17 protein-coding genes are annotated in these 20870 nt (G+C 43.4%); 8 read left to right on the top strand and 9 right to left on the bottom strand.

The window, feature by feature from the left end:
- Positions 1 to 125: 125 nt before the first annotated feature.
- Positions 126 to 1676: an Rne/Rng family ribonuclease gene (locus tag BUB08_RS04995; RefSeq protein ID WP_072999477.1), complete on the bottom strand. Its 1551-nt coding sequence runs from the start codon at positions 1674 to 1676 to the stop codon at positions 126 to 128.
- 211 nt (positions 1677 to 1887) lie between these two features.
- Entirely contained in the window at positions 1888 to 2172 is a 285-nt protein-coding gene (locus tag BUB08_RS04990) for an HU family DNA-binding protein (protein ID WP_072999475.1), read from the bottom strand.
- Positions 2173 to 2296: 124 nt separating this feature from the next.
- Here BUB08_RS04990 and mutY point away from each other — a divergent pair, with 124 nt between their 5' ends.
- From mutY to pgl, 6 genes are all read left to right on the top strand, one after another.
- A complete protein-coding gene (mutY, locus tag BUB08_RS04985) occupies positions 2297 to 3349 on the top strand; it encodes an A/G-specific adenine glycosylase (protein WP_217651561.1) in 1053 nt (350 codons plus the stop codon).
- Positions 3350 to 3422: 73 nt separating this feature from the next.
- On the top strand, positions 3423 to 3881 hold the full coding sequence (locus BUB08_RS04980; RefSeq protein WP_072999473.1) for a single-stranded DNA-binding protein: 459 nt from the start codon (positions 3423 to 3425) through the stop codon (positions 3879 to 3881).
- A gap of 299 nt (positions 3882 to 4180) precedes the next feature.
- Positions 4181 to 4768, top strand: coding sequence for a gliding motility lipoprotein GldD (gene gldD / locus BUB08_RS04975; RefSeq protein WP_083570591.1), 588 nt, complete (start codon positions 4181 to 4183; stop codon positions 4766 to 4768).
- A complete protein-coding gene (locus BUB08_RS04970; RefSeq protein WP_072999470.1) occupies positions 4759 to 5418 on the top strand; it encodes a 4'-phosphopantetheinyl transferase family protein in 660 nt (219 codons plus the stop codon). Before gldD ends, BUB08_RS04970 begins: the two co-directional genes overlap by 10 nt.
- Positions 5415 to 6914 (top strand): glucose-6-phosphate dehydrogenase, encoded by a 1500-nt coding sequence (zwf, locus tag BUB08_RS04965; protein ID WP_072999468.1) that lies wholly within the window; start codon positions 5415 to 5417, stop codon positions 6912 to 6914. Before BUB08_RS04970 ends, zwf begins: the two co-directional genes overlap by 4 nt.
- A 43-nt stretch (positions 6915 to 6957) precedes the next feature.
- A complete protein-coding gene (gene pgl, locus BUB08_RS04960) occupies positions 6958 to 7689 on the top strand; it encodes a 6-phosphogluconolactonase (protein WP_072999466.1) in 732 nt (243 codons plus the stop codon).
- On the opposite strand, the gene BUB08_RS04955 is transcribed toward pgl, so the two are convergent.
- The 6 genes from BUB08_RS04955 to BUB08_RS04930 form a co-directional block, all read right to left on the bottom strand.
- On the bottom strand, positions 7682 to 8689 hold the full coding sequence (locus BUB08_RS04955) for an alpha/beta hydrolase (protein WP_072999464.1): 1008 nt from the start codon (positions 8687 to 8689) through the stop codon (positions 7682 to 7684). The two genes, pgl and BUB08_RS04955, sit on opposite strands and share 8 nt — an antisense overlap.
- A 159-nt stretch (positions 8690 to 8848) precedes the next feature.
- Positions 8849 to 9928, bottom strand: coding sequence for a DNA polymerase IV (gene dinB, locus BUB08_RS04950; protein WP_072999877.1), 1080 nt, complete (start codon positions 9926 to 9928; stop codon positions 8849 to 8851).
- A gap of 131 nt (positions 9929 to 10059) precedes the next feature.
- On the bottom strand, positions 10060 to 10461 hold the full coding sequence (locus BUB08_RS04945) for a putative signal transducing protein (RefSeq protein ID WP_072999463.1): 402 nt from the start codon (positions 10459 to 10461) through the stop codon (positions 10060 to 10062).
- A gap of 140 nt (positions 10462 to 10601) precedes the next feature.
- Positions 10602 to 10949 carry an L-rhamnose mutarotase gene (locus BUB08_RS04940; RefSeq protein ID WP_072999461.1) on the bottom strand — a complete coding sequence of 116 codons (348 nt, stop codon included), beginning with the start codon at positions 10947 to 10949 and terminating at the stop codon, positions 10602 to 10604.
- Positions 10950 to 10982: 33 nt separating this feature from the next.
- Positions 10983 to 12284, bottom strand: coding sequence for an L-fucose:H+ symporter permease (gene fucP / locus BUB08_RS04935; RefSeq protein ID WP_072999459.1), 1302 nt, complete (start codon positions 12282 to 12284; stop codon positions 10983 to 10985).
- 87 nt (positions 12285 to 12371) lie between these two features.
- Complete coding sequence (locus BUB08_RS04930) at positions 12372 to 14996, bottom strand: glycosyl hydrolase (RefSeq protein ID WP_072999457.1); 2625 nt, start codon at positions 14994 to 14996, stop codon at positions 12372 to 12374.
- A gap of 153 nt (positions 14997 to 15149) precedes the next feature.
- On the opposite strand from BUB08_RS04930, the gene BUB08_RS04925 reads away from it, so the two are divergent.
- On the top strand, positions 15150 to 15848 hold the full coding sequence (locus tag BUB08_RS04925) for an SGNH/GDSL hydrolase family protein (RefSeq protein ID WP_072999455.1): 699 nt from the start codon (positions 15150 to 15152) through the stop codon (positions 15846 to 15848).
- Between the two features lie 184 nt (positions 15849 to 16032).
- The gene (locus BUB08_RS04920) at positions 16033 to 18123 is read left to right on the top strand and encodes a TonB-dependent receptor (protein WP_072999453.1); all 2091 of its coding nucleotides are present in this window, start codon (positions 16033 to 16035) and stop codon (positions 18121 to 18123) included.
- A gap of 36 nt (positions 18124 to 18159) precedes the next feature.
- Here BUB08_RS04920 and BUB08_RS04915 read toward each other — a convergent pair whose 3' ends face one another.
- Positions 18160 to 20772, bottom strand: coding sequence for a glycoside hydrolase family 3 C-terminal domain-containing protein (locus BUB08_RS04915; protein ID WP_072999876.1), 2613 nt, complete (start codon positions 20770 to 20772; stop codon positions 18160 to 18162).
- Positions 20773 to 20870 lie beyond the last annotated feature (98 nt).

Below are 20870 nucleotides of genomic sequence, written 5' to 3'. Positions count from 1 at the left end.
TGTAAATATTTCAATACAACAAACCTTACTTTTTAATGTTTTGATACGCTAAATGTGTTTTTGAACAAACAAAGAAAAAGAAAAACGGAGAAGAAAAAAAGCCGGCTAAATAACCGGCTTCGTTTTTATAATATTATTTCTTCCATGTTTTCATCGAAGAAGTGATACTCCAGAAAGGAGAGAGCGCTGTTCGACTCGATGCGAACCCACTTTAAATATTGGTAAAACCACCTATTCCGATAACTTTTAAAACCTTTTGTTAAATAAGCAGCAATATAAGGGTGAACTGCTATATATAACTTTTTCTTGTTCAGGTCTTTCAGAATATATTTTACCTTTCCTTCCAATTCGTCGGCAAATAAAACCGTTGGCATTATTTTACCACTGCCATTACATGTTGGACATTTCTCGGCCGTTTCAATAATTTCTTCGGGACGAACCCTTTGCCGGGTAATTTGCATGAGGCAAAATTTACTCAACGGCAAAATATTATGTTTTGTACGATCGTCGGCCATTATCTCTTTCATGTGATCATAGACCTTTTGTCTATTGGCCTGCACATGCATATCAATAAAATCGATGACAATAATGCCACCCATGTCTCTCAACCTCAGTTGTCTTGCAATTTCATCACAGGCTGCCAGGTTTACGTCAAGAGCACTTGACTCCTGATCTCCGGCAGTTTTTGCACGGTTACCGCTATTAACATCAATTACATGAAATGCTTCGGTATGTTCTACGATTAAATAGGCACCATTTTTAAAAGAAACCGTTTTTCCGAATGAAGCTTTTATCTGTTTTTCGATGCTGTAATGCTCGAAAATAGGGCTGCGCCCTTTATAAAGCTTAACAATCTTTTTCTTGTCGGCTTGTATACTACCTATGTAATCGGTTATTTCGTTACATACCGATTGGTCATTTACAATAATACTGTTGAAATTCGGCGTATAAATATCACGGAGAAGCGCTGTTGCTCTGTCCATTTCACCAATAATAAGGGAAGGCGCCTGAGCACGTTTCAGTTTATGAAAAGTAGTTTCCCACTTGTCAACAAGTCCACGAAGTTCCTGATCGAGATCGGCTACTTTTTTGCCTTCGGCGGCAGTACGCACGATTACGCCGTATTTTCGGGGTTTGATGCTTTGCACAAGCTTTTTCAAACGGCTTTTCTCTTCGCTCGACTTAATTTTCTGTGAAACTGAAACCTTGTCGCTAAACGGCATCAAAACCATAAAACGACCTGCGATGGAAATTTCTGATGTTAACCTCGGCCCTTTGGTTGAAATGGGCTCTTTTGCTACCTGAACCAAAACACTCTGTCCGACCTTTAAAAGCTCTGTTACCCGGCCTTCTTTATTTATATCCGGTTCAGACTGAATTTTTGAAATGGAGGTGACTTTGCTCTTGCGTGAAGAAACAATTCGCAAAAACTTATTCAACGTAGCAAATTGCGGTCCCATGTCGAGGTAGTGCAAGAAAGCGTCTTTTTCATAACCTACATCAACAAACGCCGCATTTAAGGAGGGCATAATTTTCTTTACCTTCCCAAGGTAAATATCACCAACGGCAAATTTAGCGCCGCTCTTTTCTCGCGTTAATTCAACGAGTTTCTTATTTTCCTGTAATGCAATAACAATTTCGGAAGGAGTGACATCTATTATTAAATCACTACTCACAACCTAAATTTTAATACTGTTAAATTAATTAAATACACTGTTATAAAACAGACTAAACCTAAGGTGTAAATACCCTAGGTTTAATCTGATTTCGCTAAATAATCTTAAAAAATTATTTTTTCTTTTTGTGGCGATTCTTGCGTAATCTTTTTTTACGCTTATGCGTTGCCATCTTATGTCTTTTTCTCTTCTTTCCGCTTGGCATAATTTATTATTTTACATTGTTTTTAACTTTCGACACAAATGTTTTCGCGGGTTTGAACGACGGTATATTATGTGCCGGGATAATAATAGTGGTATTTTTTGAAATATTCCTCGCTGTTTTCTCTGCCCTTCTTTTTACTACAAAGCTACCAAAACCACGACAGTACACATTTTTACCGTCGGCCAGCGAATCTTTAACTGTCTCCATAAAGGCTTCAACTGTTTTTTGAACAGTTACCTTTTCAATACCTGTGTTTTTAGAGATTTCGTTTACAATATCTGCCTTTGTCATGTCTTAAAATATTTAAATATCAACAAATTAATCGGGTTAATACGGTCTGCAAAAATATAAATAATTTAATAACCCGAAAGCTTTTCAAATAAATTATTTTTGTTTTTTTAAAAGGGGGTAACAAATGATGAATGACTTTATAGAATCTATATATATATGGTATACAAAAAACTGTCGTCAACTGCCTTGGAGGGAAACTAACGACCCATACAAAATCTGGATATCTGAAATTATCCTTCAACAAACAAGGGTTGATCAGGGAATGTCTTATTACCATAAGTTCATAAAAAGGTTTCCTACGGTATCTGACCTGGCAAATGCAAACGAAGACGAAATACTAAAATTATGGCAGGGACTTGGATACTACTCTCGGGCACGCAACATGCACGAAACAGCAAAAACTATCATCAAGAATTATGGTGGTGTATTTCCAAATAATTACCAGAATATCATAAAATTAAAGGGCGTTGGCCCGTATACTGCTGCAGCCATTGCTTCTATTGCTTTCGGACTCCCCTACCCTGCAATTGACGGCAACATTTACCGGGTACTGGCCAGGTATTTTGGCATTTCAAATGCAACAGATTCAACCAAGGGGAAGAACGTTTTTGCATCGGTTGCAAAAGAGTTAATACCCGACAAAAATCCGGGATTCCACAATCAGGCACTTATGGAATTCGGGGCATTGCAATGTGTTCCGAAGTCGCCCAACTGTGCCGCCTGTCCGGTTGTAGCATCGTGCTTTGCAGCCGAAAACAAAAAGGTAGCCGAGCTTCCTGTAAAAACAAAAAAAACAAAACAGCGAGAACGTTTTTTCTACTATTATTTAATGGAAAAAGGAGATGACACATGGCTGGAAAAGCGCACTGAAAACGACATCTGGAAAAACCTCTACCAATTTCCACTGATTGAAAAAAGCAAGCAACTACCTGAGGAAGAACTAATTCATCTCGAACCGGATTTTCTTAACGGGCAGCCTTTCAAAATAAAATCCATATCGGCTACTCAAAAACATATACTCAGCCACCAGGTAATTTATGCCCGGTTAATTCATATAGAACTGGACAAAAGTTATCAACGAAATGACAGGTTTGTCCAAATTTCAACAAAAGATATTCATACCTTTGCGGTACCTCGGCTTGTTGAGAACTTGATAAAACAAACCGAATGGCTATAAAATCAATCAAAAAGAAGGAATCCTGAATTTAAATTCGTATTTTAAAAAAAGGTTAACCTAAAAAATTAAGAAAATGGCAGTAAACAAAGTTATTTTAGTAGGAAATGTAGGAAAAGACCCTGAAATCAGGCATTTAGACTCAGGAGTTGCTGTTGCAAGTTTTCCCCTGGCTACCTCGGAAAGCTACACCGCAAAAAACGGCGACAAAGTGTCTACAACCGAATGGCACAACATTGTAGCATGGCGTGGCCTTGCCGAAGTTACCGAACGCTACGTTAATAAAGGCCGGCAGTTATACATCGAAGGAAAAATAAAAACCAGGTCGTGGGACGACAAAGACGGCAACAAACGCTACACTACAGAAATAGTTGCCGACGTTTTGCAGTTACTGGGCTCACGCACCGACAATCAACAAGGCGATAGTCAAAAGTCATCGTCGTACAACACCCCGCAATCAGAACCATCTGGATTTCAAAGCGCAGGTGAACCGGACATTGCAGAGCCGGCAGACGACGATGATTTGCCGTTCTAACTGAGATACGGCGTAACAGAATCTTATTAAAAAGTTCACCAGCTGCGTATCGGTTGGTGATTTTTTTTGTTCGCCTGTGTTAAGTTATCCCGCGTTCGTTGCACTGAAAACAACCGTCTTTTCATAACCGGCAGGTACTTTCCAGAGCAGACAGATACAAATTCGACAATCGGCATCTTTCTAAAAAAACCATATTCCCGACAGGCGGCGGCACCTCCTTTATTCAAATTATCCACTTCTGGTACTGCCAATATTCAATAAAGCCCTTATTTTTGCGTTGTAATAAGGCAATACAAAATATGAATTACAAGCTGCTTACTTTTATTGTTGTTCTTCTGGTTGCCGGGTGCAAAGAGAAACACACACCCAGGCCGCGCGGATTTTTCCGCATCGATTTGCCTGCGAAGGAATACCATTCTCTTTCCGGTGAGTATCCTTATCAGTTTGAGGTTGCCGACTACACTAGAATATCTCCGGATAGGCAGAACCCGGAGCATCCGTCGTGGATCAACCTCGAATTTCCAGCAAACAAAGCGGCAGTGCATATTTCGTATTATAACCTGCAAGACAACCAGAAATCGCCACGGGAATTGCTGGCCAAATTCATGGAAGAAACCCGCGAGCTGGCCTACAAACATTCCATAAAAGCCAATGCAATAGAAGAAAGCATCTACGAAAATCCTCAAAATAAAGTCTTCGGAACGGTTTACCGCATCGAAGGAAATGCTGCATCTCCCATGCAATTTTTCCTGACCGACAGTACACAACACTTTTTACGTGGGGCACTCTACATCAGAGCAACACCCGACATTGACTCACTAAAACCGGTAATTCGATTTCTGGAACACGACGTTATTCGCCTTATCGAAACCACAAAATGGAAATAATGTCCGCTATTAATATTTTCGATATTGACGAGGGAAAGCTTGGAATCTGGAAGTTTAAGGAATCAGATGACGAGCTTTTGAACAGTTTTCGATTTTCGAAAAACGAGAAAGAAGAATTCCAGAGGCTTAAACACGAAAAAAGGAAAAGAGAATACCTTGCTGTACGGTTACTGTTGAACGAAATGCTTGGCGAAAAGACCGAGATTACATACAACGCCAGCGGAAGACCGGAATTACAAGACGGGTTAGTAAATATTAGCATTTCGCATTCTGCTGATTTGGCAGTGGTTGTACTGTCTGATAAAAACATCGGGGTTGACACGGAAAATATTTTTCGAAAAACAGAGCAGGTGGCCAACCGCTTTCTGTCAGAACAAGAGCAGCAAAATATTGAAGCATCGGAAAACCCCGACCTGTTGCGAATTATTTATTGGTGTGCAAAAGAGGCTGCTTTTAAATTTTCGAAAACACCTGAGATTGAATTCAAAACGCAAATTATTGTTCATCCGGTTAATTCGACACCTAATAAAGGAAAATTTACCGGAGAACTGCAAAAGACAAAACCATATACAGATTTAACTTTCACTTATATTTTTTTAGAAAACAATGTGGTTGTTTATTGTGTTGAAAAAGAAAAAATTGAAAAATGAAAAAACCAAAAAGCCATATTTTAGTCATATTTGGGGCATCGGGCGATTTAACAAAACGCAAACTTGTACCTGCCCTTTTCGATTTATTCCGGCAAGGATTAATTCCTGAAAACTTCGCAGTTTTGGGAGCTTCGCGCACCCGGTTGTCAGATGATGAATTCAGAGAAAAAGCAGGAGAGTTTTTGCCTGCAGATCAGGATGCAGAGAACTTCAAAAAACTGTTGTTTTACGAATCAGTATCGCCCACAGAGCAACTGGATTACAAAAAACTAAAAGACAGGCTCGAAGATTTAGAGAAAAAGAAAAACATCACACCCAACTACATTTTCTACCTTTCTACTCCGCCATCGGTTTACGAAATTATTGCGAAAAACCTGGCAGAAAAAGGACTCAGCAAATCCGAAAAATACTTCCGGCGCCTGATTGTAGAAAAACCTTTTGGCACCGATTTAAAATCGGCTCAACAATTAAATATCGACCTGCTCAGTTTTTTCAACGAAAACCAGGTTTACCGAATCGATCATTACCTCGGAAAAGAGAGCGTACAAAATATGTTGGTAACACGCTTTGGAAATGGAATTTTCGAACCGCTCTGGAATCGAAATTTCATTGAAAGGGTGGAAGTTACATCGGCCGAAAGCCTTGGGGTGGAAAGCCGCGGAGGTTACTACGATCATTCAGGTGCTTTGCGCGACATGCTTCAGAACCACCTGCTTCAACTGGTTGGTTTTGTGGCGATGGAACCTCCTGTTGTTATTGAAGCCGATGCTATCCGAAACGAAATTGTAAAAGTTTTTCAGTCGTTACGTCCCATCAAAGAAAACCAGGTGTGCGAATTTGTAATCAGGGGACAGTACACCTCTTCTACCATAAAAGGCGAAAAAGTAAAAGGCTACCGCGAAGAGCCCGGAGTTGATCAGAACTCGCGCACCGAAACTTTTGTGGCCATGAAATTTTTTATTGACAACTGGCGCTGGGGCGGCGTGCCGTTTTTCATCAGAACAGGCAAAAAACTTCCGGCGCGGGTAACAGAAGTTGTAATTCATTTTAAACAGGTACCGCATCACTTGTTCAACCAGGTTGGAATTCCCGGGGCAGAAAACAATCAACTGGTTATCCGTATTCAGCCAGACGAGGGCGTTTTGCTAAAATTCAGGATGAAAACACCGGGCGCCGGATTCCAGGTGCAAACGGTAAACATGGATTTCCACTATTCGGATATGGCCGAAGTTCGTCTGCCGTCGGCCTACGAACGCCTTTTACTGGACTGCATGCAGGGCGATGCGACACTCTATTCGAGAGGCGATGCCGTGGAAGAAGCCTGGAAATTTGTTCAGCCTATTTTAAACGCGTGGGAATTCAATCCGGACATTCCGGTTTTCGGATATCCGGCAGGAACTTGGGGACCAGAGAGTTCAGACAAATTAATTAATAACGGACAATGGCGATATCCTTGCAAAAACCTGTCGAACGATGGCACCTACTGCGAATTGTAAAAACAAATAAATATCATATATTTAGCTACCAAATTCTAAAATTATGACAGCTTCAACAGAGGTAAAAATTTATCCGAAACCCAAAAAGGTGTGCAAAGCTGTGGCGCGCGAAATTCTGAAACTTACGCAAGACTCGCCGCAACAACGTTTTGATATTGCTCTTTCGGGAGGAAATACGCCAAAAAAACTGTTTAAAATTCTGGAGAAAAAACATAAGGACACAATTCCGTGGGATCGCATCCATTTTTGGTGGGGAGACGAACGTTGCGTTCCGCCAACCAGTGAAGAAAGCAACTTTAAAATGGCAAACGACTTTCTGTTCACCCAGGTGCCGGTTCCTCCTCAAAACATTCACCGGGTGAAGGGAGAAAACCCGCCGGAAGAAGAAGCAAAGCGTTATGCCGAAGAAATTGACAGCAGCCTGACGCACCGGGGAGAAGTTCCTGTTTTCGACTTAATAATACTGGGGCTTGGCGACGACGGACACACAGCATCAATTTTTCCGAACCGATTGGAACTCTTCGAGGAAAAAAGAAATTGTGTGGTGGCTCAACACCCGGCTAGCGGACAAAACAGGGTTACGCTTACAGGGAAAGTACTGAACAATGCCAGCCGAATATTTTTTCTGGTAACAGGCGAAAACAAAGCGATGCGCGTTTCTGAAATAATGAACAATGACGAGGCAGCGAAATTACTCCCCGCCTACTACATTGAACCACAGAATGGTTCGCTCATCTGGTTTATAGATGAACCAGCCGCGTCAAAAATCACTTAACGGGTTCTAACCCCAGAACATTTTCTCCAAACCGAATTGTCTCCCGAATTACTTCATCTACTGAGCCAGAAGTCAATTCGCAGGCAATAACATGCTCTCCGGCGTCGGGAAATGCCACCTTCATTTTTCTGTCGGGAGAAGTCCCCAGCAGGTTATACATTTTTAGCATGGCGCTTACTTTTACGGTTTCGTCCTGATGCTGCTCGTCTTTGTAATAATAACCCAGAAAAACCGGCGCCGTTACATTTCTAAAGGTTTCCTTTTTCATGGTGGCATCAACCAACTGCTGCAAATAAACCACAGCTTCCATCCGGTATTTGCAATTCCAGTACTGGCAATCTTTCGAATTGAAATCTTCGCTTGTAATCCGGTACTTTCCACCTTCCGACTTTCGTCCGATTTGCAACCCCCAGGGTTTTGACAGAAGAAATGCGGCGTTGTTATTAATTCGGATATTGGGAGAAAACATTATCAACCCATCTACATATTCAGGAAAATCTGCAGCAAGTTGCAAGCTGAGCGTTCCGCCGGTAGAAGTGCTCATTATTATCACCTTTTTCCCCAGGCTGCGTGCAATCATCAGGGCTTCTTTGGCCGACTCCCACAAATTATCCGGAGTCATGTCCAGCAATGCATCATCTGTTTCCAGCCCGTGCGAGGCCAGCCTTGGCAAATAAGCATTTAACCCGAAGTGTTTGGCAAAATCAACATTGGCAGGGTAGCCTTCGTACCACGATGCAGAGAAACCGTGCAGGTAGAGCAGGCAATAATCGGTGCGCTCTTTTAATGAATCGTTTGCCCAGACAACGCGCGATTCATTGTCGGGTTTTATATTAAATTTCGCTTCTTCTCTTTCAATATACTCATCAAGGGTTCGTACGCTGGCGGGCAGCGAAGGAAGATTTTTATCCAATTCCGGCTTGGGGGGTTTGGGACCTAAAAAATAACCGGCTACCAAAACCAGGAACAGAACAAAAACAAAACGTTTTAATTTTTTCATGCTGCAAAATTATTTTTTTGACTTAGGGAATTCATGAGAACAGATCAAATTTATTCTCATTAAAAATATGCTTAACAATTAATTTCTTCAAACAAATTAAAACATATTTCGTTTTCGGGGTGCAATTTTCACGTTTCAATAAATTTTGCAAATCAACTGCTAAAATTCGATGGTCAGCTGAACCGGCTCACTTCTGTCCTCGTCGTGTTGAAAATTGGAAAGCGTTAATCCCAGCAGGCGAATTCCTTTTTCAAATTTTTCTGCATGCAGCAACGCATTCGATTCTGCCACCAGCTCATCGTGTGTGGTAAACCAGCCCAAAAAAGTTTTGCTCCGGGTGTGTTGTTCAAAATCGGCATACTTGTATTTTAACGTGAGGGTTTTCGCCTTGGCTTTGGTGTGCTCGTAACGCTCCCACAAAACCGTGGCAATCTCTTCTGTTTTCGACTCCAGTTCTTCCATTTGAAAAAGGTCGGCAGAAAAGGTTTGTTCGGCACCAACCGACTTTCTTTCGCGCAAAGGTTCTACTGGACGATTATCAACTCCGCGACAAATTTCGTAGTAATAATTGCCCGACTTGCCAAAAGACCTGACCAGCTCAAAACGCTCCACCTGTTTGAGATCGCGCCCAAACCAGATGCCCATTTTGTTTAGCTTTTCAGCGGTCACTTTTCCAATCCCGAAAAACTTACGTACTTCAAGCTCATCAATAAAATTCTGCGCATTTTCAGGAGTTACCACAAAAATACCGTTTGGCTTATTTACGTCAGACGCCACCTTCGCCAAAAATTTGTTGTACGAAACTCCGGCAGATGCAGTGAGTCCCGTGTCCTTTAAAATCCGTTTTCGTATTTCCTGTGCAATGAGCGTGGCCGACGGTCTTCCTTTTTTTGAAAACGTAACATCGAGGTAGGCCTCATCCAGCGAGAGGGGTTCTACCAAATCAGTATATTCGAGAAAAATATTACGAATCTGCTGCGATATTTCTTTGTACCGGGCAAACCGCGGTTTCACAAAAATGAGGGCTTCGCATTTGCGTTTGGCTACCTTCGACGACATAGCCGACCGCACCCCAAATCTACGGGCTTCGTAGCTGGCAGCGGCCACCACTCCCCTTTCGCGCGAACCACCAACAGCAACAGGCTTCCCTTTCAGTTCGGGATTATCGAACTGCTCTACCGATGCATAAAATGCATCCATGTCAACATGAATTATTTTTCGGATGTTCTCCCAACTCATTTGCACAGATTCTACCGGCCAAAAATACATTTTATTGCAGCAATTTTACAAACCGGCCAGGCGAACACTGCAAACAGTTACTCAGCAATTAAAAACCAGCAGATTAACAATGAATCAACAAAAAAAGAAAGTCAGAATTCATTCCCGCATTCGAGGCATTTGAAGCGGGCGTTTGCAAAAATTTTGTCCATCGGCAGACTGGTAATAAAAAGTGCTGCTGCAATTACTGAAAAAAGCACTTGCACTCTCTTTTTGAAACTCAGTTTCATTTTTACTTTTTCGGAGCCACATTTGGGGCAAACGGTTTTGCCTGCACTTTCAGGAAGCTCTCCTGTTTCAACAAGAATTTGTTTAACCCTGTCGAGATCCGACTCTGCTACCTGCAGCTCAACCTGCATTGAAGGAATGTAATTTATCACCTGAGTTGTCAGCTCATTTTTCAAACGGCACTGAATCCCCTCAGATTCCAATCGTGACTTCAAAACGGCCAGGTCGGAAACATAGTGTGATTCTTTGATAGTTATGAATTTCATACTCAATTCGGTTAATCGTTAACTTCGAAAGCCAAATTAACAAAATTAGCCACTACAATTCACCTGCCTTTCAAAAAAAGGACGAATAATGCAGTTAAACATCATTTACTTGTTGTAACAGCAATTACCGAAAAGAAGAACTAATCCAGCTTAAAAATCCGCTCCATCAACTGCCATTTTTCATCGGCAGTAGCATCTGCCGATGTTTTCTGAAACCGGGAAACAAAAGCTTCCCATTCAGACTGCCTCGGTTTCTTTGCCAGTTCTGCCATTGCTTTCCCGTGGTCAAAGTCCGGAACAGTATCCATAATCATGAACAATTGGGTTCCCAGCAGGTAGATTTCCATATCGAGAATACCCACTTCCTTCATGCCCTGAGCAATTTCCGGCCAGAAACTTTCCGGAGAATGCACCTTTTTATACATTTCAATTAGCTGCGGATCATCTTCCAGTTTCAACGCTTTACAATATCTTTTAACCTGTTCCATCTGTTTAGAATTTTTTTCAGATTTAGAAATTAGTTATGCCTTTTCCGGATGTACCTTCCACGTTCGGTAGCCATACAAAGCAATAACCACAAAACAAATAAACGGCAAAATAAAAGAAAAATTCACCGCCGGCAACCAACCCACTGTTCCCTGGTCGATAATAAACCCCTGCAACGGAGGCATTAGTGCACCACCCACAATTGCCATTACCAAACCTGCTGCCCCCAGCGTGGCATCGTCTCCAATTCCTTCCAACGCAATTCCGTAAATGGTGGGAAACATGAGCGACATAAAAGCAGAAGTGGCTACCAGCAAATAAAGACCTGTTGTTCCGCCGATTAAAATAACTCCCGAAGTAGTTAAGATTCCACCAAAGGCAAACAGCATCAACATAAACCTCGAATTGAGGTATTTCATGAGAGCAGTGCTGATAAACCGGCTCGAAAGGAAAATGACCATTGCCACAATATTGTATTTCTGTGCAGTTGATTTCGGGATACCCAGATTATCGGCATAATGAATAATGAACGTCCAGCACATAATTTGTGCTCCCACATAAAACACCTGCGCAATAACCCCCTCGCGGTACCTGACATTTTTAATAAGCCGCTTAAACGAATCGCCGGCATGAACAGAATGGTCGGCACCTCCCCGCTGCGGCATTTTTGCCATGGCAATTACAACTAGCATTGCAATTACCACAAAACCCAGAATTACATACGGATCGCGAATTTCGGCAAGATCGTGCGTGCGGATTGCCGCTTTTTCTGCAGCCCCCAGCGTTCCGAAAATAAGGTTGCCTGCTGCATCCCTTTTATCGGATTGCAACGATGGAAGAATAACCTGCGAAGCCACTGTCATTCCCAAAAGCGACCCCATTGGATTGAAGGACTGCGCCAGGTTCAATCTCCGTGTTGCCGTTTCAGGTGACCCCATCGACAAAATGTACGGATTGGCCGTGGTTTCTAAAAAAGCCAGGCCAAAAGTTAATATGTAGAGCGAAACCAAAAAGAAACCGAAAATCTCGTACTGCGCAGCCGGAAAAAACAGCAAAGCGCCAACAGCGTACAACGCCAAACCAATGATGATTCCCAATTTATACGAATAGCGTTTTATTATCAGCGCAGCCGGAATGGCCATAGTTGCGTACCCCCCGTAAAAGGCAAACTGAACCAGCGCTGCTTTTGCATTCGAAATTTCCATTACGGTTTGAAATGCTGCCACCATCGGGTTGGTAATGTCATTGGCAAACCCCCACATGGCAAACAAACTGGTTATTAAAATGAACGGCACCAACACTTCTTTGGAAACCACAACATTTTTCTGGTTTTTCATAGTTCTATGGATTGATAAAGTTTTATTTTCCGGTTAAAGTTGTAAAAATATTTATTCACCATTAACCTGTGGTTTCCTGTATGCATTTCAATTTATCGGTACAATAGAAACGTCACCCAACAAACCGGCCTCTTTTACTTCCCACCCCGATGCATCAAATGGCGTGTACTCAATACTCACAAAATTGATGTCGTAAAATTTTCTCCAGTTTACGCCGCGGATATCCAAATCCCTGACACGATTAGCAGCCACATTAGTAACCTCAATTTCCAGCGAGTTTTTGCCCTGCTGCAGGTTATCTACTTTAACTACAAAAGAAGGCCCCAACAGTGTGCCAAAATTTTTCCCGTTCAGTTTTAAACGGGCACAGTCTTTTACCTCGCCCAAATTCAGCATCCCAAATTTCACATTGTCGTCCCAGTCAAATTCTACCGAATACTTTGCCGTACCTGCAAACCGGGTGGTTTGTTCATCGCCAATACTTGTCCACGAAGCAAGGTTCCAGGTTGTAATATTTCCCGGATAAACCGGCCCGCCCTCAACAAAGCTAATTTTCCACGAACCTTCTACGTCCCGCTTTTCTGCATTTTCTTCGAAATAGATAAAACCCGGCGCGTTTACGTTCTTATCCGTACAACGAATAAAAACCGCCCTTTCAGGCTCAAGTTGAATGCGCAAAGAATTGCCATTTGTTTCAGCTTTTGAAATCTCGCCGGTTTCAGGGAAGTAAAAAAAGCAGGACTTCAATTCCGAATTAAGCTCCACCCACTCGTCCAATGTCTGGGTGCCACAGTTCAGAACCATGTACCAGTCTTCGTTTCCCAGTTTCATTTTTAAATAATGAAAACCTTTTTGCGCAAGCATTTCCTCTCCGCGAACACCGTTATTCTGAAGCAATTCAAAAACATTACCTACATGCTTTTGTCTGTCCACTTCTGATTTTAACGCATCCAGCTTTTCTTCCCGCTCTTCCAGTCCAAAAATCCCGGGAACGCTTTCCGGCAGCTGTTTGTCAAAAAATACTTTACCTCCTTTTTCAATAAAACGAACCAGTTTCTTCATGGTTTCCAGGGGAATATATTTGGTTTCGGGAAGTAAAATTGCTTTGTAACGTGCTTTCCCTTCGGCAACAAATTCTCCGTTAACCAATTCGCAATTAGCCAATTGCTTGTCAGAAATATAGTCGAAAGTAAAACCGGAACGCAACAAATCTCCTGCTAAATTACTGAACGGAGTATTCCTGAGCCAGTGCGAACTATCGCCTTTATCAATATTCAGGCTGTTAAAAAGCCGGCCATCGCTGGCTGTAACATCGTAATAAGGCCAGTACACCAGCAAATCGTTTTGAGGCAACGACTGCTGCAAAATGGTTTGTGAACGTTCAATGTATTTAAACAGCGCGGGCATTTCGCGCCACAACGGATTGCGGTTATTCATCTGCGTTGACGCATAAAACAGCCATCCCGGCCATTCTGCGTCAGCGGGCGAGTAGCAAGTGCCATGAAAAAACAGGTGATTCACTCCTGCCAGAAAAAGCCGGTTGGAGGCCCGCATCATGTCTGCCGGCGTTACTGTCCAGTGTTCGTTCAGCCAGGTAAAACTTTCGGAAGAAACCAGTTTTTGTCCGGTTACATGGGCAGAAGAAGAGGCAAATTTATTAACGAGCACATTGACGGACCCCGGTGCTACTGTCCCGAAAATTTCCGTTTCGGGAATGTCGCACGCGGCGTACAAATCGAGAATATTTCCGGGCGAACCGTGCGCCTGGTTACGGTTCAGGCTTTGATGGCTGTTGGCCCACGACGTCATCGGTTGAATAAACGATTCCAGCACCAAATCCGACAGCGTCTCCCGGTAATCAGACTTCACTCGCGCCGCAAGTTCACTATCTTCAGAATCCCCTGCAAGAACATGCAGGTACTCGGCCAAATTGTATCCCCGCCGTCTTTTAAACTCATCGGTAAAATTGGTTGTAAAATCGCCTGAATATTCAAAAGAATCATGAAAAAAACAGCGAAGCTTTCCGTTGTCAATTCCCAACCGGTTCCAGAATTCATTTAAATACCATTCGGTAATATCTTCATTAAATGTATCGATTGCCCAACCTTTTCCGCCGTCGGAAGCCCGTTTCACCATATCGTGGTTTTTCTTTCGCTCGGCCACATAAACTTTCCCTTTAGCAGGAGCGGTAAACGGTTCGTCTGGATTTAATACCGCCACATCGCCTTTTTCATTCACAAACGACAAGGCAGCAGCCGTCTCAATTTCTGCCGGTATTTGAAACTGCGTTCCGGCGTTCACATCGAAAACATGCATTTTCAACGACCAAAGTCCTTTGTCTTCAGTAACAAATGGCCCGCCGCAACGCCAGCCGCTTCCCGGAGGAAGATCCACGCCCATTCCCAAACTTTCTGCCTGTTCAATGGTAAACTTCAACATTTCGGAAAATTGCGGCGACAAGTATTCGATGAAACGATCCTCTTCGCCTTTAACCCCGTAAATTGAAGTAATTTCAACGCCCCCGATTCCGGCATCTGCCATCTCCTGCAGTTCGCGCTGAATATTTTGACGATCGACCGCGTTACCCGGCCACCACCAACGGGTCCAGGGTTTTGATTCCTGCGTAGGTTCGGGCCAAACAGCACTTTCCTGTTTACATGCACCAATAAAAAGAATGGAAAAAAATAAAAGGATGATTGGTTTAGTTTTCATTTCAAACGAATTTCAGGTAAAAATAAAATATTTATGGAGGCCAGCTTCAACAGATGCAAAAAATCAACTCATTTTGAATCGTTTCACGCGCGGTTTTAGTAGATTAGCAAAATAAACCGGTTGAATTTCAGGTTGAATCTAATCGCAGCAAATATGAATTCAAGAAGAGAGTTTCTGCAAAAAACCTTGTTTGCATCGCCGTTGCTGGCCAGTCCAAATTCATTTGTCACTCTTTTTAACAACGAACTCCCAAACATTCTGCTTTTGGGCGATTCCATATCAATTGGCTACACTCCGTTTGTGCGGGAGTTGCTAAACGGAAAGGCCAATGTTTTTCGCCCGATGAAGGACAACGGAAAACCTGAAAATTGCCAGGGGACAACCAGCGGTGTTAAAAATATTGACCGATGGCTTGGCCAGAAGAAATGGGATATTATTCACTTTAATTTCGGGCTGCACGATATAAAACATGTGGACCCGGCTACCGGAAAAAACAGTCAGAACCCGAAACACCCGCAACAGGCCGATCCGGGGCAGTACAAGAAGAACCTCGAAATTATTGTTGAAAAGCTGAAAACAACCGGAGCAAAACTTATTTTTGCTACAACAACGCCCTATCCGGACGTTGTCAACGGGTCGCGGAAACCGGGAATGCCGAAAAAATACAACAAGGTTGCGGTAAAAATCATGAACAAAAACGGAATAGCGATCAATAATCTTTATGCTTTTATGATTCCGCGGATGAACGATTTACAACTGCCTAACAACGTACATTTCACCGAAGAAGGAAGCCGCGCCCTTGCACAAAAAGTTACAGAAAGAATAAACGAAATGCTTGACAACATGAGGTAGTTTCAATCAATCGGCAACAAAACCTATTTCAATAAAACGAACCATTTAAATACTTTCAGCATAATCATCTATCTGCGCTAACCATTTATTAAAATCCACAAAGTGCGAACAAAACAGCCCGTTTGTCTATTTTAATAGATTAGCTTTTGTATTGCCGGCAGGCATTAAACGAGTTTTAGCAGGAATGAAAATACTTCGATTATTGATTTTAATTGCATTTATAGTGTTCCGCCCATCCTGGATTGGAGCGCAGGAAAAGGATTTACTTAATTCTGAATCCATAGCGAAAAAAGACACCACCGCACTTTCCAAAAAAATCGACGAAGTTACAGTAACAGCATTTCGCAGCCCATACAATCTTTTCAACACTCCCGCTCCGATTCATTTAATTGCGCCCACCCAGCTCGAAACCGGAAGCGCATTTACTCCCGTTGAAGCGCTGAATCAGGTTCCGGGCGTATTTATGCACCATGGAACTTTGGCAACAAACCGGCTGACCATTCGTGGAATAGGGTCGCGAACGCCATACGCAACCAACAAAATAAAAGCCTATTTCGGGGAAATTCCGTTGAGCAGCGGCGACGGAGAAACAACACTTGAAGACATTGAAAACTCTGCTGTTCAACGCATCGAAATTATCAAAGGCCCTTCTTCGAGTTTGTTCGGAGCCGGGCTGGGCGGAACAATTCTTTTCCATCCGAAAAACACAAAAAAGAACTTTGCAAAACATCAGGCAACCGTGGCTTCGTTCAATTCCTACAAAAACACCTTCACCGCCGGATTCAAACAAAAAAGCCTGAGCATATTTACACTCGGCTCAGTACTGAACAGCGAGGGGTTTAGAGAAAACAACGCAACCAACCGGGCAAGCTTTGTTGTTTATCCCCAATATGCCATTTCCGAAAAAACGAACCTCTCTGCGTTGGTAAAAATTACAAAAATGAAAGCCTTCATTCCCAGCTCCATTGATTTGGAAACTTTCCTGAACAGTCCGGAAAAAGCGGCTGCAAACTGGAAAGAAATTCGGGGAAACGAAGACTACACCAAAGGTCAGCTTGGACTTTCGCTGGATGTAAAATCAGAAAGACAGAACAAACTGTCGATTGCCGCTTTCGGAAGCTTCAGAAATGCCGACGAACTGCGCCCGTTTAACCTTCTGAAAGAAAATTCTACGTACCTGGGATGGAGAAGTTATTACCAGAAAACCATCGCCAGTGCAACAAACAAATTTACTTTTACCTCCGGATTTGAATTTTTCCGGGAAAACTATTTCTGGTCAACCTGGTCGAATGACGCTCCACAAGAAGCGCTTTCCGACAATCACGAAAAGCGTTCCTACGAAAACCTGTTCGTGCAAATGGAGGCAAACTTTCGGGATAATGTTTTCCTTTCTGCCGGCGTTAACGGCAACCTGACCCGTTTCAATTACTCCGACAATTTTCTGGCCGACGGAAATCAATCGGGAGACCGTTCCTACAAACCGGTACTTTCTCCACGCATCGGGGCCAGTTACCATGTTTCCAGCACTTTTTCTTTTTTCGGAAATGCCAGCCATGGCTTTTCAACTCCGTCGTTTGAAGAAACACTGCTGCCCGAAGGACAAATTAATCCGGAAATAAAACCGGAAACCGGCTGGAACCTGGAGGTTGGTGTGCGAGCCAGCCGAAACGACAAACTCAGCGCAACCGTTAGTTATTACCGCATTTACATAAATAATTTACTGGTTGCCCGGCGCACCGGTGACGATGCGTACGTTGGAGTGAATGCCGGGAAATCGCTGCATCCCGGACTGGAAGCCGAAATAAAATGGGCAGCATTGAACCCGGGTTCATTCCCTTCGTTAACATTGAACGGAAATGCGACTCTCGCCAACTACCGCTTTCTGGATTTTGTTGATGAAGAACAAAACTATTCGGGAAATTTGCTTCCGGGTACGGCTCGCACCAACTGGCTGCTTGCCGGAGATTTTCGATTGACCAAAAACATTGGCACAAAAGCCTGGCACCGCTTCGTGGGAAAAATGCCCGTAAACGACGCCAACACATCATTCTCTTCTGCCTACGGACTTACCAATGCAGAAATTTGGTACAGTGGCGAAACAAAGGCATTTCGGATTGAAATAAAAACCGGTGTGCAAAATATTCTCGATATTCGTTATGCAGCAATGCTTGCTGTAAATGCGTCCTCATTTGGCAGTACCCCGCCCAGATATTATTATCCCGGGAACCCACGAAATTTCTTCTTGTCGATTCTTTTGGAGTGGCACAGTTTATAATCCGGCGTTCTCAATGAAACAAAAACAGATTTCATTCTAATCCAGCCTCACCACATCTCCGGTAAGATTTACCCTGCCGGAAACTGTTACAGCACCTTTTGCCCCGGGTTGTCCTCCACCGGCAGAAACGGTAACCCAGCCCGGTTCAATAATTCGCTCATCGTCCGTACCAATCATAGAAAACTGACGCGGCGACAATGTCATTTCCACTACTTTCGACTCACCGGGTTGAAGAAACACCCGTTCAAAACCTTCCAATTGCAGGCGGGGCCGCGGAGTAGAAGCCTCTTCGTCTGAAATGTACAATTGCACTACTTCCTCTCCGGCTAACAAACCAGTGTTTGTTACTTTCACTTTTACAATTAACGAATCGCCGGTTTTTATTTCGGCCGGCACCTGCAAATTTTCATATTCGAATGTAGTGTAACTCAATCCGTACCCAAACGGATAAAGCGGTTCGCCACTAAAATAGCGGTAAGTACGGCCGTTCATATTGTATTCTTCGAAAGAAGGCAACTGGTTAACCGACTTGTAATAGGTAACCGGCAAACGACCGGCAGGATTATAATCACCAAACAGCACGTCGGCAACGGCGTGGCCGCCTTCCTGTCCGGGATATCCTGCAGAGAGGATGGCATCCAGATATTCATCGGCCCGGTTAATGGCCAGCGCACTTCCGTTAAGCAAAACCAAAACAACGGGTTTCCCTGTTTTTTGCACGGCGTCCATCAAATCCCGCTGCAATTGCGGCAAAAGTAATTTTGTACGATCACCACCTTTAAAACCGTCCACTTCCACATTCATCTCTTCGCCTTCGAGGCGTTGCGACAGTCCCAGAACCAAAACTACGGCATCTGCTTTCTCGGCGGCTTCAACAGCTTCCTGTACCATATTCGGATTAGGAACAGCCCACAAAAACCGGGCGTCGCCATCGCCATGCCAGTTTTTATACTCGTAAACAAACTTATATTTTTTGCCTGCTTCCAGGTCAACAGCCGTCTCCTGATGGGCAGAATGGTGTTCGCTGTTAAACCTCAAAATTCTTTCCCCTTCCAGCCAAATTTCGAGAGTGGGCATTCCCCACGAACCAATTTTGTACTCTCCGGAAACCGGAGGAGCGAGATACCCAGTCCACCTGACGGAAAAATCGTCGTCGGGCAACACTGGCGACGGTGCTTCCGATTCCCAATAAAAATCGATATTGGAATCAATCCGTGTAAAAACCGGATTTCCTTCGAGATTGGCATTGCCAAAATACTCACCAACAACTCCCGGTTCGCCTTTTTCTGTTACCAGAAACTCGCCGGGAACAGGATGCAGGTTTGAAATTCCTTCAGCCAGATGACTCCCTTCAGCAAAAAGAATTTCGGTATTTTTGAGCTTGCTTCTCAGCCCCGCCAAAACCGTAACCGGATTTTTGGGGACTCCGTTGTAGTTTCCCAAAAGAGCTTCCCAATTGTCGGCATTGGGCCCAATTACCGCGAGCTTTTTTATGTTCTTTGAAAGCGGCAGGGCTTTGTTTTCATTCTTTAGTAAAACAATGCTTTTTTTTGAAGCTTCCAAAGCCAGCTCTGCATGTTTGCCAGATGCATTTACCGAAAACGGAATTTGCGAATAAGGCACTATTTCTTCGGGATCGAACATTCCCAATTTAAAACGTGCTTTAAAAAGCCTTTTTACGGCAACATCAATATACTCTTCATCAATTAAATTTTGCTCAACAGCCTTTTTCAGCTGCGCGTAGGAAATGCCGCAATTCAGATCAGTACCTCCTTTCACAGCAACAGCCGAAGCCTCGGCAGCATCTGCAGAAAACCCCTGAAAAGTATAAAAATCGGAAATCGCCCAGCAATCGGAAACCACGTAACCGTTAAATCCCCACTCTTTCCGGAGGATATCATCGAGATAGCGGTTTGCACAACATGGAAGCCCACGATACTGGTTGTATGCACACATTATTGAATAGACACCACCATCAACCACCAGCGAACGAAACGCCGGCAAGTAGGTTTCCCGCAAATCACGGTCATTCACCATCGCATTAAACTCGTGCCTCAATGGTTCCGGTCCCGAATGAACCGCGTAATGTTTTGCAGTGGCAATTGTTTTCAGGTAGTTGGGATTATCTCCCTGCAACCCTTTTACAAATTGAAGTCCCATTTGCCCGGTAAGAAACGGATCTTCTCCGTAGGTTTCGTGCCCGCGCCCCCAACGCGGATCCCTGAAAATATTAATGTTGGGCGACCAAAAAGTCAATCCCTGGTAAATACCTCGTTTTCCGCGGCGAATAAAATCGTTGTACTTGGCACGCGCCTCATCTGAAATAGCCGTTGAAACACACAACATCAAATCTTTATCCCAGGAAGCAGCAATGGTAATCGACTGAGGAAAAACAGTTGCATAACCTGCCCTTGCAACGCCATGCAGGCTTTCGTTCCACCAGTTGTACGCCGGAATGCCCAGTCGCGGAATTTCCTTGGAATCGTACACCATTTGATCCACTTTTTCCTGCAAAGTCATTTGCGAAACCAAAATATCCACTCTTTCATCCAGGGGAAGATTGTAGTCGAGAAAGTCAAAATTCACATATTGCGCCGCGGCAGGAACTCCGGCTAAAACAATAGCCAGGTAAAGTAAGATTTTTTTCATTGCTGTCCTTTTTTTAAACTGTTCTGTTCTGGTTCGTTGCGCACAAGATACTACTTTGTTCCTGTTTTCTGCGAAAATTTCGCGAATTTTGCCAGACA

Source organism: Mariniphaga anaerophila (assembly GCF_900129025.1).
GTDB lineage: Bacteria > Bacteroidota > Bacteroidia > Bacteroidales > Prolixibacteraceae > Mariniphaga > Mariniphaga anaerophila.
Note: the sequence above shows the minus strand (reverse complement) of the source record. Positions and strands in the feature narration are given on the sequence as shown.

Coding starts and splice junctions, on each gene's coding strand:
- BUB08_RS04970 (WP_072999470.1), top strand. CDS start 4,759: ATGGAAATAATGTCCGCTATTAATATTTTCGATATTGACGAGGGAAAG.
- gldD (WP_083570591.1), top strand. CDS start 4,181: ATGAATTACAAGCTGCTTACTTTTATTGTTGTTCTTCTGGTTGCCGGG.
- BUB08_RS04980 (WP_072999473.1), top strand. CDS start 3,423: ATGGCAGTAAACAAAGTTATTTTAGTAGGAAATGTAGGAAAAGACCCT.
- zwf (WP_072999468.1), top strand. CDS start 5,415: ATGAAAAAACCAAAAAGCCATATTTTAGTCATATTTGGGGCATCGGGC.
- BUB08_RS04990 (WP_072999475.1), bottom strand. CDS start 2,172: ATGACAAAGGCAGATATTGTAAACGAAATCTCTAAAAACACAGGTATT.
- BUB08_RS04925 (WP_072999455.1), top strand. CDS start 15,150: ATGAATTCAAGAAGAGAGTTTCTGCAAAAAACCTTGTTTGCATCGCCG.
- BUB08_RS04920 (WP_072999453.1), top strand. CDS start 16,033: ATGAAAATACTTCGATTATTGATTTTAATTGCATTTATAGTGTTCCGC.
- BUB08_RS04945 (WP_072999463.1), bottom strand. CDS start 10,461: ATGAAATTCATAACTATCAAAGAATCACACTATGTTTCCGACCTGGCC.
- dinB (WP_072999877.1), bottom strand. CDS start 9,928: ATGAGTTGGGAGAACATCCGAAAAATAATTCATGTTGACATGGATGCA.
- mutY (WP_217651561.1), top strand. CDS start 2,297: ATGATGAATGACTTTATAGAATCTATATATATATGGTATACAAAAAAC.
- pgl (WP_072999466.1), top strand. CDS start 6,958: ATGACAGCTTCAACAGAGGTAAAAATTTATCCGAAACCCAAAAAGGTG.
- BUB08_RS04955 (WP_072999464.1), bottom strand. CDS start 8,689: ATGAAAAAATTAAAACGTTTTGTTTTTGTTCTGTTCCTGGTTTTGGTA.
- BUB08_RS04940 (WP_072999461.1), bottom strand. CDS start 10,949: ATGGAACAGGTTAAAAGATATTGTAAAGCGTTGAAACTGGAAGATGAT.
- fucP (WP_072999459.1), bottom strand. CDS start 12,284: ATGAAAAACCAGAAAAATGTTGTGGTTTCCAAAGAAGTGTTGGTGCCG.
- BUB08_RS04915 (WP_072999876.1), bottom strand. CDS start 20,772: ATGAAAAAAATCTTACTTTACCTGGCTATTGTTTTAGCCGGAGTTCCT.
- BUB08_RS04930 (WP_072999457.1), bottom strand. CDS start 14,996: ATGAAAACTAAACCAATCATCCTTTTATTTTTTTCCATTCTTTTTATT.